The sequence below is a fragment of the Methylobacterium sp. 10 genome (assembly GCF_000519085.1).
Lineage (GTDB): Bacteria > Pseudomonadota > Alphaproteobacteria > Rhizobiales > Beijerinckiaceae > Methylobacterium.
Genome location: NZ_KI912577.1, coordinates 1366887 through 1381673, shown reverse-complemented (window position 1 = coordinate 1381673; position 14787 = coordinate 1366887). Strand labels below are relative to the sequence as shown.

General features: G+C 67.9%; 13 protein-coding genes. 6 read left to right on the top strand and 7 right to left on the bottom strand.

Going from position 1 to position 14787, the window contains the following annotated elements; genetic code table 11:
• Positions 1–30 precede the first annotated feature (30 nt).
• The 3 genes from K368_RS0106330 (at position 31) to K368_RS0106320 (ending at position 2401) form a co-directional block, all read left to right on the top strand.
• Entirely contained in the window at positions 31–447 is a 417-nt protein-coding gene (locus K368_RS0106330) for an HIT domain-containing protein (RefSeq protein WP_027171664.1), read from the top strand.
• The gene (gene nudC / locus K368_RS0106325) at positions 447–1352 is read left to right on the top strand and encodes an NAD(+) diphosphatase (RefSeq protein WP_027171663.1); all 906 of its coding nucleotides are present in this window, start codon (positions 447–449) and stop codon (positions 1350–1352) included. Before K368_RS0106330 ends, nudC begins: the two co-directional genes overlap by 1 nt.
• Positions 1353–1540: 188 nt before the next feature.
• Entirely contained in the window at positions 1541–2401 is an 861-nt protein-coding gene (locus tag K368_RS0106320) for a porin family protein (protein ID WP_027171662.1), read from the top strand.
• A 73-nt stretch (positions 2402–2474) separates the two neighbouring features.
• Here K368_RS0106320 and K368_RS0106315 read toward each other — a convergent pair whose 3' ends face one another.
• The 6 genes from K368_RS0106315 to K368_RS0106290 all read right to left on the bottom strand — a co-directional run bounded on the left by K368_RS0106315 (position 2475) and on the right by K368_RS0106290 (position 10119).
• Positions 2475–5051, bottom strand: coding sequence for a TonB-dependent receptor (locus K368_RS0106315; protein ID WP_051439782.1), 2577 nt, complete (start codon positions 5049–5051; stop codon positions 2475–2477).
• Between the two features lie 120 nt (positions 5052–5171).
• Positions 5172–6116: a FecR family protein gene (locus tag K368_RS0106310; protein ID WP_027171660.1), complete on the bottom strand. Its 945-nt coding sequence runs from the start codon at positions 6114–6116 to the stop codon at positions 5172–5174.
• A gap of 96 nt (positions 6117–6212) precedes the next feature.
• Positions 6213–6722 (bottom strand): RNA polymerase sigma factor, encoded by a 510-nt coding sequence (locus K368_RS0106305; protein WP_051439781.1) that lies wholly within the window; start codon positions 6720–6722, stop codon positions 6213–6215.
• A 523-nt stretch (positions 6723–7245) separates the two neighbouring features.
• Positions 7246–7749: an ureidoglycolate lyase gene (locus K368_RS0106300; protein WP_027171658.1), complete on the bottom strand. Its 504-nt coding sequence runs from the start codon at positions 7747–7749 to the stop codon at positions 7246–7248.
• Positions 7749–8585, bottom strand: a complete 837-nt coding sequence (locus tag K368_RS0106295) for a bifunctional allantoicase/(S)-ureidoglycine aminohydrolase (RefSeq protein WP_027171657.1) — start codon at positions 8583–8585, stop codon at positions 7749–7751. The genes K368_RS0106300 and K368_RS0106295 overlap by 1 nt, the downstream gene beginning before the upstream one ends.
• 232 nt (positions 8586–8817) lie before the next feature.
• A complete protein-coding gene (locus tag K368_RS0106290) occupies positions 8818–10119 on the bottom strand; it encodes a dicarboxylate/amino acid:cation symporter (protein ID WP_027171656.1) in 1302 nt (433 codons plus the stop codon).
• Between the two features lie 214 nt (positions 10120–10333).
• On the opposite strand from K368_RS0106290, the gene K368_RS0106285 reads away from it, so the two are divergent.
• Both K368_RS0106285 and K368_RS0106275 read left to right on the top strand, forming a co-directional pair.
• Positions 10334–11233: a LysR family transcriptional regulator gene (locus tag K368_RS0106285; protein ID WP_027171655.1), complete on the top strand. Its 900-nt coding sequence runs from the start codon at positions 10334–10336 to the stop codon at positions 11231–11233.
• A gap of 353 nt (positions 11234–11586) precedes the next feature.
• Positions 11587–11970, top strand: a complete 384-nt coding sequence (locus K368_RS0106275; RefSeq protein WP_051439780.1) for a hypothetical protein — start codon at positions 11587–11589, stop codon at positions 11968–11970.
• Between the two features lie 108 nt (positions 11971–12078).
• On the opposite strand, the gene K368_RS0106270 is transcribed toward K368_RS0106275, so the two are convergent.
• Positions 12079–12318 (bottom strand): hypothetical protein, encoded by a 240-nt coding sequence (locus K368_RS0106270; RefSeq protein WP_036266011.1) that lies wholly within the window; start codon positions 12316–12318, stop codon positions 12079–12081.
• Positions 12319–12691: 373 nt separating this feature from the next.
• Between K368_RS0106270 and K368_RS0106265 the strand changes: the two genes are divergently transcribed.
• On the top strand, positions 12692–14779 hold the full coding sequence (locus K368_RS0106265; RefSeq protein ID WP_036266781.1) for a M48 family metallopeptidase: 2088 nt from the start codon (positions 12692–12694) through the stop codon (positions 14777–14779).
• Positions 14780–14787: the final 8 nt, after the last annotated feature.

Here is a 14787-nt window from a genome sequence, read left to right as displayed (position 1 = left end):
CATTCCCGACGCATCCCAGCTTGAGCGGCGATGACAGACGATTTCACCCTCGACCCGCGCCTCGTCGCCGACACCGTTCCGGTGGGCGACCTCGCCTTGTGCAGCGTCCTGCTGATGGACGACGCCCGGTTTCCCTGGCTGATCCTGGTACCGCGCCGGGCGGGTGCCAGCGAACTCACCGACCTGTCGGCGGAGGATGCGCACGATCTCATGGACGAGATCCGGATCGCCACCGGCGTGATGCTGGCGCTTGCCAAGCCCGACAAGGTCAACGTCGCGGCCTTGGGCAACGTCGTGCCGCAGCTCCATGTCCATGTCATCGGGCGCTTCCTGTCCGATCCGGCCTGGCCCTCGCCGGTCTGGGGCGTCGGCACCGGCCAGCCTTATCCGCACCACGCCCGCGCCCAGATGATCGAGCGCATCGGCGCCCTGTTCACGGCCGCCTGATGAGCGTGCGCCTCGACGCTCTCGGCTATGCAGAAAGCCGGCTCATCCGCCATTCGGCCGAGAGCAGTGACCTCGTGCCGATGCCGGACGCGCCCGATTCGCGGATCGTGCTCGTGGCTGGGGACCGTATCGTCCTTGCCGGTGACACGGCGCTCCTCCCCTCCGGGCAGGCGGCGAGCGCCTGCCACGCCGATCTCACGCTGTTCCTCGGCCGCCTCGACGGCGCCCCGGTCTTCGCCTGCGCGGTCTCGCCGGAGGCCGCCGACGCCTACGACGCCGATCCCGGTTTCCGCACCACCGACCTGCGCAGCCTCGCCGCCGAGAACGCGGTGGCGCCGCACGAACTCGGCCTCCTCGCCACGGCGAAATCGATCCTGGCCTGGCATGCCCGCCACGGCTTCTGCGCCAATTGCGGAACCGCCACCCGTTTCGCCGCCGGCGGCTTCCGCCGCGAATGCCCGACCTGCGAGACCCATCACTTCCCCCGCGTCGATCCGGTGGTGATCATGCTGATCCGACGGGGAGAATCCTGCCTGCTCGGGCGTTCGCCGCGCTTCAAGGAAGGGATGTATTCCTGCCTCGCCGGCTTCCTGGAGCCCGGCGAGACCATCGAGGACGCGGTTCGCCGCGAGACCCTCGAAGAGGCGGGGCTGACGATCGGGGCGGTGACCTACCACGCCTCGCAGCCCTGGCCGTTCCCGTCCTCGCTGATGATCGGCTGCGCGGCGGAAGCCCTGGACGAGGCGATCACCATCGATCCGGCCGAGCTTGCCGACGCCCGCTGGTTCACCCGCGACGAGGTGGCGGCGATGATCGCCGGCAGCCATGGCGAGGGACTGACCGTGCCGCCGCCGATGGCGATCGCGCATCTGCTCATGCGCGCCTTCGTGGTGGGGCGGCTCTAACGGGCTGTGGAAACCTATCGCCGGGCTCATGACAGTGGCATTTTTACACCTCCCCGAGGGGGAGTTGTTCACGTCCCGTCTTGGTTAAAAGTTTCTGGCGGTCCGTCCGAAATTGTGTCTTCCCGGCACTATCCCGCAATCACGCCTTCGATTCTCGTCGCTGCCTCAATGGAGGCGGTGAGGGGACGATGGCGAGAGTTTTGTTGGGTGTCGGCGCGATGATCGGGCTGATGACCGGGACCGTGGCTGCGGCGGACCTGCCCCGACGCACTTCGCCACCGCCCGTCTTCGTGCCCCTCCCGAGCTTCAGCTGGACGGGCTTCTATGCGGGCGTGCAGGCCGGATACGGCTTCACCGACCGGCAGACCGTCCGTACGGCGGCGACCTCGGAGAACGGAAGCGGCACCGATTTCTTCATCGAGCGCTCCGGCATCGCCTCGCTGTCCTCGCAGCAACAGGGCTTCGTGGCCGGTGGTCAGGCCGGGTACAATTACCAGCTCACCCCCGGCTCGGGTCTCGTCCTCGGCATCGAGACCGACATCGCCTATACCGACCTCGATGAGACCAAGCGCAGGTCGCGCAGCCTCTTCGGTTCGGGCAGCGATGCGTTCGTAGTCAACACCACGCGGCAAAGCCTCGATTTCCTCGGCACCGTACGCGGCCGGCTCGGCTACGCGTTCGACCGCGTCCTGGTCTACGGCACCGGCGGTCTCGCCTACGGCAACGTGAACGACCAGAGCGCGACGAGCTTCCAGGTGGCGGGAGTTCCGACCCTCGATCTCTTCGCCGGCGGGATCGACCGCCTGGAGACCGGCTTCGCCTATGGCGGCGGCATCGAATACGCGCTGCCGACCGAGAGTTTCCTCAACGTCTTCCAGTCCTCCGCGGTGACGCTGAAGGTGGAATACCTGCATTATGACCTTGGCAAGCGTAGCGTCCCGCTGACGAGCTCCAGCGGACTCGGCCAGTCCCTCGTGGAGGCGACCTCCCGCTTCCGGTCGGAGGGAAGCGTCGTCCGGGTCGGGCTGAACTACAAGTTCGGATCGTAGGCCGAGTTCGGATCGCAGGTATCGAGGAAACCCGAGACGGGGCCGGTCGCGTGCCCCGTCTCGGAATGAGGCTTCAGAAGTCCATGGACGCCGACACGATGAAGGTCCGGGGTGCGCCGACGGCGAGGAACCCGCGCGCGGCGGAGGCCCAGTACGAATCGTCGAACAGGTTCTCGACGGTCGCGCGCAGCACCACGGGCTTGCCCGTGACGCCCTCGAAGGCATAGCGCAGGCCGGCATCGAAGCGGGTCCAGTCGGGGACCGACTGGGTATTGGCCTGATTGTAGAACTGGCGACTGGTATGGATGGCCCGCCCGGTCAGGGTCAGGCCGGGGGCCAGCCACGGCGGCAGATCGTACTCGCCGTAGAGGTTGATCGCCATGTCGGGGACGCCGGGGGCGGCGTTCCCGTCGAACTGCCCTCCGACGGTGTTGACCAGTTGCGCATCGATGAAGGCGATGCCGCCGAGAAGGCGCACGCCCGCGAAGGGCTCGCCGAACACCATCAACTCGGCACCCCTGTTGCGCTGCAGGCCGCTCACGGAGAAGCGTCTCGTGCCGGGATCGGTGAAGGCACTGGGCTGCTCGATCTCGAACAGCGAAGCGGTGACCGATACGGTGCCGAAATCGTACTTGGCGCCGACCTCCTTCTGCCGGCTCACGGTGGGGGCGAAGATCTCGTTGGCGTTGACCGCAGTCGTCGGCGCGGTCGGCCCCGAGTCGAGGGACTCGATGTAGTTGCCGTAGAACGAGAGGTTCTCGAAGGGGCGGATGACCAGGGCGATGGCGGGGCTGAACCGGCCCTTGTCGTAGCTCGACGCCAGCGAGCCCTGATTGGCCACCGGACGGGTGACGTAGCTGTTCAGGGCGATGTCCTGGAAACGCCCGCCGAGCGTCAGCATGAAGCGATCCTCGCCCAGCGACAGGGTATCGGCCACGGCCACGCTGCGCGCGCTGAGCTCCGAGAAGAGGGGCTGCCGGCTGGAGCGGGGGTAGACGCCCGTGGCGACGGATCCAAACGGCAAATAGGTCGGATTGTAGATGTTGGTCTGGAAGCTCGGCAGGCTCGGCGGGAAGTAACCGCGTGAAAAGTTCTTGTTCACGGCCTCGGTCGCCGAAATCGCGACCTGATGCCCGATGAAGCCGGTGTGGAAATGGGAGCGCAGCCCGATCTCGCCGGTGAGGCCCTGCAATTCGAGGGGAGCGATGGCAAGCGTGTTGGTGGCTTGGCCGGAGGCCCCCGTGATCAGGTAATAGGAGCTCAGGGAATCCTCGCGGTAGCGGCTGATGCCGCCTGCGGCGTAGATCGTCGTCTCGGGCAGGATGTCGAATTCGACCCGGCCGGCGGCCATGCCGTAGGTGCTGTCGATGTATTCCGACGAGCCCGCCGTGTTGCGCCGGTTGTTCGGGGCGCGGGGCACCGCGATGTTCGGTGCGGCCGCGTTGAACAGCGATGTCGGTGCCGTGATGTTCTGGTTGGAATGGTTCAGGTCGAGCGAGGCGCGGAACCGGTCGCCGCGATAATCGAGGCCCAACGCCGCGACGCCCACCTCGATGGCGTTCTTGTCGAGGGGGGTCGCCCCGTTGCGATAGGCGCCGTTGAAGCGGACACCCCATTCCTTGGCGGCGCCGTAGCGGCGTCCGAAATCCAGATGGGTCCCGACCTGGGCATCGCTGAAGTAGCTCGTCGTGATCCGGGTGAGCGGCTCGTCGAAGGCACGCTTCGGGATGAGGTTGATGGTGCCGCCGACACGGCCGACGCCACCGTTCAGGAGGGCAGTGGGGCCCTTCAGCACCTCGACGCGCTCAAGCCCCTCGGTGAAGCTTCGGCGCGCATTGGCGATGTAGAACAATCCGTCGAAGGCGGTGTCGAGGTTGGTGACCGAGAAGCCGCGGATGAAGAACGAATCGCGCTCGCTGTAGGGCGGCGCGTCGTTGCGCACCGAGGGATCGTTCTGCACGACGTCGCCCACCGTGCGCGCCTGCTGATCCGTAATCAGCTTCTCCGTATAGCTCGTCACGTTGAAGGGCGTCTTCAGCACGGAGCGGTTGCCGAGAAGGCCGATCCGGCTTCCCGTCGCCACTTGGCCGCCGGCATAGGGAACGGGCGGCTGGCCCACCGTTCCACTGGACGGGGGCAGCCCCGCGAGCGACGCGCGGTTCAAACGCTGCGCCTCGACGCTCAGCTCGGCGAGGGTCACCGCCCCGGCCGGCTCCGGGCCGAGCTGGACGTAGCTCGGATTGACGAGGGTAATGGTGGAAGGGCCCACCGTCCGGTGGGTCAGGCCGGTGCCTTCGAGGATCTTGGCCAAGCCGTCGAGGGGCAGGAACGCACCGTCGACGCCGTTCGTGCTCAGTCTCGCCGTCAGCTCGGTGGCATAGACCAGCTTGACCTTCGCCTGCTCGGTGAAGGCCACCAGGGCCGTTTCCAGAGGCCCTTTCGGAATGGACAGGGACACGCTTTCCCCGTCTCGCGGGGCCGAGGCTTCCGGAGCGAGGGCGATGATGCTCGCCTTTCGGTCCTTGGCCGATGGCGGGCGCTTCGCCTCCTGGCTTTGTGCCGCGGCAGGGACCATCACCAGCATCGACACGCCGGCGAGGAACACCCGCGCGCGCCGCTCCCCTGCAAACCCAAGCTCTCGCGCCGCCATTGCACGCCCCATCCGTCGGTTGAACAAGGACGGTGCGCTTCGCGCTCTCTCGTCCCTTACCGATTGAGATCAACGAGGCCGCGATCTCCTGACGTCGGAGCACCGAATTCTTTTGGTTTGCTACAGCGGCGAGCCGACCAGGACGAGAAGGGGCGTGAGACGGGTGACGCGCACGTTCATCGTTGCCGCGATGACGTCCAGGGCATCGTCCGTATTGGAGGGGTCGAACGCACCCGTGACCCGCCGCTCGCCGGCCTTGGCGTCGATGAGGACGACGCGGCCGTGGCGGTAGCGGTCGAGCTCCTCCAAGACGGCGGACAGCTTCTCGCCCGAAAAGACGAGCCGACCCTCCCGCCACGCCACGCTCCGGTTCAGATCCGCCTTGACGACGCCGAAGGGCGCCCCCTCTTCGCGGCGAACCGCCTCGCCCGCCGACACCAGCATGTGCCGGCGCTCGGCCGCCACATCCACGCGTCCTTCGGTGACCCCGACGGGACTGTCCGCGCCGTCCGCACGAACGAAGAATTGCGTGCCGATCGCCCGAACGCTCAGGCCGTTGCCGCGCACCACGAAGGGGCGCCGGGGGTCGGGGACGACGTCGAAGAACGCTTCGCCACGCAGGAGTTCGATCCCGCGTTCGGTGTCGGAGAACCGCAGGGCCACCGCCGTGTCGGTGTTGAGGTCGATGCGGCTCCCGTCGGCCAGGACCGAATGCCCGATCTCGCCGACGCCGCTCCAGAGGTCGGACCGGAACCGGTCGACGAGGCCGAGCTGATGGCCCAGTGCGGCGCACAGGATCACCGCCACGGCGAGGCCGGCTAGGCCTTTCGGCGACGAACGGCGCTTGCGGGGATCGGGCACGTGGCCGAGCCTGCGCCAGAGCGCATCCATCTCGGCGTGAGCCTCGGCATGGGCCGGATCGGCGTCGCGCCAGTCCGCGAAGGCGTCGCGGTCCTCGCTGGTGGCATCGGGGGAGGAGAGCCGCGCGACCCAGCCGGCCGCGGCCTCGAAGACGGGATCCTCGTCGTCGCCCGCCTGTGCGTCGGTCGTGTCGCCCTTGGCCACGGTTCTGCTCTCCGGACTCCGTTCCGGCCCGGAGGGCCGGGCCCTGCGTCCCTACTCACTAGGATCAACGAAGGGTCCGTTACCTGACGTCGCGTCTCACAGAAGATCGCGGCAATGGCGGCGGCACTGCAGGAGGGCCTTGATGAGGTGCTTCTCGACCATGTTGCGGCTGATGCCCAGACGCGCGGCGACCTCGCCATTGGAATGGCCGTCGATGCGGGCCAAGAGGAACACCTCCCGGCACCGGGGCGGCAACGCGTCGATGGCGGCGGCGAGCCGCCTGAGCTCCTGGCGCGCCATCACCTGCCGCTCCGGCAGGGCATGGCCATCGACGATCTCGGACATCTCCGCATCGCTGACGGACTGGAACAGCGTTCCTTCGAGCCGGTGTCGGTTTCGCATCCGCAGGGCGACGTTGTTGGCGACCTGGAACAGGAAAGCGGAGGGGTTCTCGACGCTCGTGCGCGAGAGCGCCGCGAGCATCCGCAGGTAGGTCTCCTGGTGGGCGTCGGCCGCATCGGCGGAGTTGCCAAGCAGACGCAGCAGGAAACGCTGAAGCTTCGCGCCTTGGCTACGATGCAGCGCATCCATCGATACCAGCTGCATGGAACCAGCTCCCATCACCTCGGGATCATCGCGGGATCGCACAATCTTTCGGAGTTGAAAACAAAGAGGCAAGTTGCAAATTATGCAAGCGTTTCAATAGTTTATATGATTTCTAAAAAGGCTGGCCGATAACGGATCAAGCCTTTGTGTTTCTGTCGGAAACATCCCCTGGTGCGGTCCCGCCGGCCAAACCGCCTCACTCCCCGCAGAGCGCGAAAGCCCTCCCCCTGTTGCGCCGAGAGCACATCTCCCGGCCATTCACCGGTCTGGGGCCGGACAGCGATCACATCTCCATGATCGGAGGAGGCGACCGGTGTCACGTCGGACCGGAGCCTCGCCTTGACCCGGCACTGACTTCACACATCTGCTCGAAGGCTGTTCGCTCTATCCAAACGGGTTCGACAAAAGGCGCGGCGGGCTCCCTCTTCTTCGAAGAGAGGGGACCCGAGCGGCCCGTGAGATGTGTGAATATCGTTGCCAAAAGGAGCACGGGAGCCGGGTGCCGAGCACCCGCCGCGGCGGCCTACGTGCCCGGCAGAGCGACCGTCCAGGGCTCGTCGAGCCGGACTTCCTCGAGATTGAGGCCCGTCCCGCCGCGATCGATCACCAGGAACTCCTGGGAGGCGCCGAAAGGGGTGAGTACGCCGTGCCAGGTGCCGAGAGCGTAGCAGACTCCCTGGCCCGACGCCGTGACGAAAGCCTGTGGTGGTCCGGGCCGCCCGTCCTCGTCGGGGCAGACGACGACGAGGAACGGCGCGGCGTTCAACGGCACGAAGGCCTGCGCGCCGAGGGGATGGCGCTCGATGAGGCCGACCTTCAACGGCAGGGGATAGGGCTGGGCTTCGACAAGGCCGATCACCACCCGCGCGCCCTCGCCGATGGTACGGACCTCCGCCAAATCGTGGAATCGGCGGGCCATGCCGGCATTCATGGGGCGCGGATCGACGGCCGCCTTGTCGATGACCTTCCCGAACGGGGCGAAGGCCTCGGGCGTGAGCGGGCGGGCGACGATGTGGCGGCCGGTCATCACCCGACCCTGCGCGGCGTGAGGGCCGGGTGGCGGTTGACGTCCTTGTAGAGCAGGTAGCGGAAGGGGCCGGGGCCGCCCGCGTAGCAGGCCTGGGGGCAAAAGGCACGCAGCCACATGAAATCGCCGGCCTCCACCTCGACCCAGTCGCGATTGAGCCGATAGACCGCCTTCCCTTCGAGCACGAAGAGCCCGTGCTCCATGACGTGGGTCTCCTCGAAGGGGATCGAGGCGCCGGGCTGGAGCGTGACGATGTTCACGTGCATGTCGTGGCGCACGTCATCGGGGGCGACGAAGCGGGTCGTGGCCCAGACGCCGTTCGTGCCGGTCATGCCCCGGGGCTCGATCTCGGAATCATGACGGATGAAGGCCGGGGGTACGTCGATGCCCGGCACGTGCTCGTAGGCCTTGCGGATCCAGTGGAAGCGGGTCGGCTCGTCGCCATGGTTGCGCAACGTCCAGGCGGCGCCCGGCGGCAGATAGGCATAGCTGCCGGGGCGCAGGGCATGTGAGGCCCCGTCGAGGACGAGGCTGGCATGACCGCCGACTACGAACAGGACGCCCTCGGCGCGGGCATCGAGTTCCGGGTGCTCGCTGCCGCCGCCAGGCGCGATCTCCATCAGGTACTGGGCGAAGGTCTCGGAGAACCCGGAGAGGGGCCGGGACAGGATCCAGGCGCGGGTGTCGTCCCAGAACGGCAGGACGCTGGTGACGATGTCACTCATCACGCCTTTCGGGATGACCGCATAGGATTCCGTGAACACGGCCCGGCCGGTCATCAGCGCGGTCTGGGGCGGCAGCCCCCCGCAGGGCGGGTTGTAGGAAGAGGCGGTCATGGGCTCGTCTCCAACAGATCATGCGGCCCGGACAGGCCATCGTCGTCGCGGGCGCAGCGCGGATCGTGCCACGGCGGACCCGGACCGGCCGGTTCCGGCTCGGGCGCGCCGGATGCGATCCCTGGAGCCTCATCAGGTTCGCGTTGGCAAGCCAACGCTTCACCTCGCTTAGGCCTTCGACGTGTCGCAGGTTTTGTTACGCAAAACCGGTGACCACTTTTGCTGAACCTGCTTAGGCCTTGGCGAGGGGGCCATCGAGCACCGCCGTCGTGTCGGTGGCGACCTCTCCGTTGAGGACGCGGTGGGCCTGCGCCCGGTCGATATCGCCTTCCCAGGCGGCGATGACCACCGTCGCCACGCAATTGCCGATGAGGTTGCCGAGCGCCCGGGCGATGCCGACGAACCAGTCGATGGACAGCACGAGCACCAATCCGATCACCGGGATTTCCGGCACCGCCGACAGGGTCGCCGCCAGGACGACGATGGCCGATCCGGGGACGCCATGCGCGCCCTTGGAGGTCAGGAGGGCGATGCCGAGGATCAGCATCAGGTGTCCGAAGGACAGGGGCGTGTTGGTGGCCTGCGCGATGAAGACGGTGGCGAGGGTGAGGTAGAGGGAGAAGGCGTCGAGGTTGAACGAGTAGCCGGTGGGGATCACGAGCCCGACGGTGGAATCGCGGATACCGAGCCGTTCGAGCTTGCGCATGATCTGCGGCAGCACGCTGTCGGAGGAGGCCGTGCCCGCCACCACCATGAGCTCCTCGCGCAGATAGGCCAGCAGCTTCAGGATGCTGAAGCCGGCCGCACGCAGGATCGCGCCGAGCACGACGAAGACGAAGAACGCGACGCCCACATAGAACAGGGCCACCAGCATCCCGAGCTGCCGCAGGGAGCCGATGCCGTACTTGCCGACGGTGAAGGCGACGGCGCCGAGGACGCCGAGGGGGGCCAGCCGCACGATGAAGCCGATGATCTTGAACAGGACCGCGGTGATCCGTTCGATACTCTGCGCCAGGGGCTGCCCGTGCTCGCCCAGCAACGCCAGTCCCGAACCGAACAGGATCGCGATGATGAGGACCTGGAGGATGTCGCCCTTGGCGAAGGCATCGACCAGGGTGGTCGGGATGATCTTCATCAGGAAGTCGACGGTGCCCGTCACCTGCCCGACCCGATCGGTGTAGCTGGCGATGGCCTTGGCATCGAGGGTGGAGGGATCGATGTTCATGCCGGCCCCCGGCGCGAACGCGTAGGCGAGGACGATCCCGAGGACGAGGGCCAGCGTCGTGACCGCCTCGAAATAGATCAAGGCCTTGAGACCGACCCGGCCGACCTTGCGCAGGTCCCCCGCGCCGACGATGCCGTGCACGACGACACCGAAGACCAGGGGCGCGATCGCCATCTTGATCAGCTTGATGAACCCGTCGCCGAGGGGCTTCAGGGCGACGGCGAAATCCGGCCATACGATGCCGAGGACGATCCCAAGGACGAGGGCCGCGACCACCTGACCGAACAGGGACGCAAAGAAGCGCCGCATGCGAACCTCCAACCGTTGCTTCAGGCCGTTCGTCGCTCCGCGTGCCCGGCCCCGGTGCATCGGAAGGTTCGTCGACGGGCGGCGGGACGTCCTGCTGGATCATTCAGGTGTGGCATGCCGTCGCCCATGGCCGACTGCAGCATTGTTCGACGCGAGGCGGCCGTCAAATATCTCTTTCGTCGCCATTAAGAGCTTCCACATATGAATGGCGGTCATGGAATTGCGCCACCTCCGCTACTTCGTCGCCGTCGCAGAAAAGCTCAGTTTCACGGCGGCGGCGGACGCCCTCGGCGTGGCGCAACCGCCGCTCAGCCAGCAGATCCGTGATTTGGAGGCGGAGATCGGGACCTGTCTGCTGGAGCGGACGACCCGCCGCGTCTCGCTCACGCAGGCGGGTCAGGATTTCCTGGTCAGGGCGAAGGCCATTCTCCACAGCGCGCAGGACGCCACCGAACGGGCGCATGCCATCGGCTGCGGCAGCGTCGGCGTTCTGAATGTCGGCCTGACGGGGTCGATGCTCGCCGGACCGCTCGGCGGACTCATCCATAAATTTCAGGAGACCTTTGCCGGAGTCGACATCCAGATCCACGAGATGTCGCCGGACAAGCAGATCGCCGCGCTGAAGTCGGGGCAGACGGACATCAGTTTCCTGAGGACGCCGCCGCAGGACCCGGACCTCATGAGCGAGCTGGCCTGGAGCGAGGGGATCGCCGTGGTCCTGCCCAAGGGTCACGGGATCGTCAGCGATTCAGTGACCTTGAGCCACCTCAAGGACGAGAAGTTCGTTTTCCTGCGTCTGAGGGATTCGCTGTTTGCCAAGCACATCCTGCAATGCTGCATCGGCAGCGGGTTCTATCCCCGGATTTCGCAGCAGGCGGTAGAGGCCGCCTCGCTCACCAGCCTCGTGGCGGCGGGATTCGGCATCGCCCTGATCCCGGAATTCGTGGCGAAGCTCGCCCACGCGAACGTCACCTACCGGCCGGTCGTCTCGCCGATCCTGTCGGCGGATGTCCATGCCCTCTACCACCTGCGCTCGGGACCGATGGCCCAGAACTTCCTGGCGCTGATGCGCAGCGACGCGGAACGCCTGGCCGCCGAATTGCGGCGGGGATGAAGCCTTGGTGGCCGCCGACCGGTGTTCAACATTGGCTAACCAATCGGGCCCACCCTGGGGGCCATGTCGAAACAAACCGTCAAAACCGCACGATGCGCCCTCTGGCTGGCCTCGCTGGCCCTCTGTTGCGTGTGTGCCTTCCAGCTGATGAAGATCCCCAAGACCGCGCCCCAGCCCGGTCCTCACGCCACCCTCGGCCGCGACCCCGACACGACGGGATCGATCGACACACGGCCGGTGAAGATCTGCCGACCGACCGTCTGTTAATGACGTCCCACCGATCGGCGGAGATCGATACCATTCGTTAACCACGGCATCGCACTGATGGGGCAACCCAACTTGCAGGTACCCGTGTGTTCCAGGCCCGTTCGATCGGCATCGAAGATTTCAACGACGACTGCCCTGTTTCCGGCGAACAGCTCGGAACGATCTACCGCGCTCACGCCGACGCGATCCCGGCGCTGATGGCCACCATCCCCGAGCGGACCCGCGCCCGCCTCGCCGCCTTCCTCTATGCCCGAAGCCATACCCGCGAACTCGGAACGAAGGTCGCCGCCTCCTGCCACGCGACCACCCTGCGGCAGGTCGCCGGCGATCTCGGCGACGCGATCCATCGGCAGTCGCGACAGGGCTACGCGCCGCCCACCTATGGCGACGGACACCGCGCGTCGAAGAAGGGCGTCAGCCTCGCGGGATCGGGCACAGGGTCGGGGATGACGGGCAGCCATCGCCTCTGAAACCAGACGGCGACCGCGCGGCGGCGGGCGTCCGCCGAACGCACTGACCCCGGCCAACGGTCGGGGGGAGTGCCGCCAGGTATGACCCGATGGCACCGGTGGGCGCGGCTAATCCATGCCGCGCGCGGCGCGCCATGCCGCCAACGCACTCTCGCGCGCATCATAGAGAGATCGGAGGCGACTTCCCTCCTCTCCCCGGCCGGCGCGCTGAGCCGCCATCTCGTCGATCCTCTCGGATCCGAATACGCTCGCCAATTCCGCGATCCACGCCGCGTCGGCCCCGATCAGATCGGCCTCCGTGGAGGCGAGCACGGGGGTGGAGAAACCCGGGAAGAGGTTGAGATTCATCCGCGCCGCTACGGAGCGGCATACAATAAAGTTTCATACCTCATTCCAGAATCTGATCTCGCCAGAGGGCGGAGCGCCCCGTTCCGTTTCCCCGTCCGGAACACCTCGGCGATGTCCGGGGCGCATCCCGTCCCGGCACCGATCCGGGCCGCCCTCCGCCTCGCCGTGGGGAGGAATCCCAAAAGGCCGCCCGGATCGGGCCTGTGCCCCGAAGGGTGATTCTTCCTAGGAAATGGCTTATGCCCATGCCCGTTTGCGCGAAGACGCATCTTGGGAGGCAGGCATCGCCGACGCTACGATTTCTCACGCACCGTCGCATCTGCGCTCGCTGGCCGGCCTCGTGGCCGCCACCGTCCTGCTACCCCTGGCCATCATGCTGCTCGGCGTTTGGGAGCAGGAGCGCGCCGCCGCCGACTGGGCCGATCTCGATGCGGAACGCCTGCACCTGACGCGGATCGTCCAGGATCTCGAGGCGCGGGAGCCGCGGGACGGCCGCGTCGATTACCGCATGCAGTTCCGGCGCAACGGCCAAACCTATGGCGGCCCCCTCGCCCTGGTTCAGGCCCGCGCGGCGCGCGACGAGGCCGCGACCCTGACCCTGCTGATGGATTGGCGCCGGGTTCTGCCGCCCGTCGTCATCGCGGCCGGGGGAGTCGCGGCGGCCCTGTCCGTTCTCGTCCTCCTGGCCGGCGCCCTGCTGGGATGGATGGGGCGGGCCTCGCGGGACGTGCTGGTGGGGGGCTTCTCCCTGGTGCGACGGCTGCTGCCCCCCATCCTCGCCATCCAGGTCCTCCTCACCGCCGGAGGGTTCGTCGCCGCCGTGATCTTTGAGGCCGGCATCCTCGCCAGGCCCGGCCTCGGCAGCGGCGAGATCAAGCTGCTGCTGATCGCCGCCGTGGCTGTCGGGGCCGTCCTCGTCACGGCGGGCGCGACCGTCCTCGGTCTGCGCCGCGCACTGGCCGCATTTGAGCCCGATCCGCTGCCGATCTTCGGCCGGACCGTCTCGCCGGCGGAAGCGCCCGGCCTGTGGCGTCTCACCGAGGGGCTGGCCGAACGGCTCGGCGCCTTGACGCCCGAGGCCGTGGTGGTGGGCCTGACCGGGGGGTTCTTCGTCAGCGCCGGGCCGGCCGTGGTGGAGCCGGGGGGCGAGCGGCTGACGGGCCGCATCCTCTATCTCCCGCTGCCCTACCTCGCCCTGATGCGCGGCGACGAGGTGGCGGCGATCATCGGCCACGAACTCGCCCATTACGCCGGGGGCGACACCGCCTACAGCCAGCGCTTCCTGCCGATCTATGCCGGGGTCGGGCGCTCCCTCGACGCGGTGGCTGAGGGGCATGCCGGATCCTTCGGGCTTCTGACCCCGTCCTTACGCCTCGGCGCCTTCGTGATGGAGCGCTTCCACCTCGCCGTGCGGCACTGGAGCCGGGCGCGGGAATTCGCCGCCGACGCCGCGGGCGCCGGGCCGACCTCGCCCGATGCCGCCGCGCGGGCGCTGCTCCGCACTGGCGCGGTTCAGCCGTGCATCGCCGAGGTGCTCGATGCCGCCGTCGAGAAGCCCGGATCGGCCCCCGCCGATCTCGTCGCCGCCATCCTCGATCATGTGATCGCACGCGGCCTCGACGACCCGGCCGCACATCTGGAAGCCGAGCAGCCCCACCCCACCGACACCCATCCGCCCACCCGCGAGCGCATCGCCGCCCTCGGCAGGACGCTCGACGCCGATCTCCTGGCCGCGTCTGCCATCGTGCCGCCGCCGCACGCCCTCGGGCAGCTCGCGGCTTACTTCGCGGACCCCGCCGGATTGTGTCGGGCGGCAACAGCAGATTTCCGCGGGGCGGTGGAAGAGCATGACGCGGCCGTGCGAGCGCATCTGGAGGCGACGGCGGCGGCGATCGACACCGAGGAGCGGGTCCTGCGCGAGAACAGCCGGCCCGGCGCCATCGTCCTGGTGGTCGCCGGCCTTCTCTTCGCCATGGCCGCCCTCGCCTTCGCGGCCCTCGGCTTCCCGGGATTGTCGGCCTGGGAGGCACGCCTCGTGGCGGCGGTGGCCCTCGCCTGCGGGACCGGGCTTGGGGGCTTCGGTCTGTTCAGGCTCTGGCGGGGCGAGCGGACCACGATGATCCTGCGGCCCGAAGCCCTGGTGATTCCCGGCCTGGACCGGCCCATCCCCTGGGACGACATGGCCGACCTCGACATGACACTGCAGCAGACCGGCATCGTCACGCGCCTGCTGCTGCCGCCAGAGGCCGCCTTCCCGCAGCGCGTGCCGGGAGGCCGAAAGGTCAAGCTCGACCCCAAGCGCCGCATTGTCACGATCAGGGCCGGCCTGCCGCGGAAGATGACGCTGCAGGACTTTGCCGACCTGATCGGCCGCTACCGGCAGGCGGCGGAAGCGCGCCGCGTCCTCGCCGAGGCCGGCTCGTCCCCGGCCCGTCCCACCCCCGACGCCCGAGCCACGTGAGGCCCGCA